Source organism: Gordonia sp. UBA7860, from assembly GCF_002500165.1.
Taxonomy (GTDB): Bacteria; Actinomycetota; Actinomycetes; order Mycobacteriales; family Mycobacteriaceae; genus Gordonia; species Gordonia sputi.
The window spans coordinates 78,966-79,350 of the sequence record NZ_DLSO01000014.1; the positions used below are offsets into that span (position 1 = coordinate 78,966).

At 66.5% G+C, this 385-nt stretch carries 1 pseudogene; it reads left to right on the top strand.

Features of this window, described 5'->3' with window-relative positions:
* Nucleotides 1-176: 176 nt before the first annotated feature.
* Nucleotides 177-385 (top strand): annotated as a pseudogene (locus B3T59_RS02260) (hypothetical protein); the annotation flags it as partial.

Here is a 385-nt window from a genome sequence, read left to right on the forward strand (position 1 = left end):
GCCCTTGCCCTCGTCGCCCCATTGGGCGCCGATAAGCACGATCGCTGCCATGTCCCCTACTCCTTTGCCGCGCGCATGCGGAACGCGCCGTAACGGACCTACCCTACTTGCTGACCGGGCAGAACCCTTGGCCGACGCCCCGACATCGACGTTGCGGCCCGACTACGCTCGTCGGCGTGTCCCATGCAGTTATCTCGTCTGAAGCCGTTTTTTCGGGGACGGTGATCGTCGACGACGCCCGGCAGTCGCCACCGACCCGCAAGGCGGTACGGCGAGTCGTCGAAGGCGCGCTTTCCGACGCACCGAGCCGGCTGATCGTCGAACCCGGCGACTGCGCATACCCCGACGTGCTGCTCGCCGAGGTGGTGGCGATCCTGATGATCTC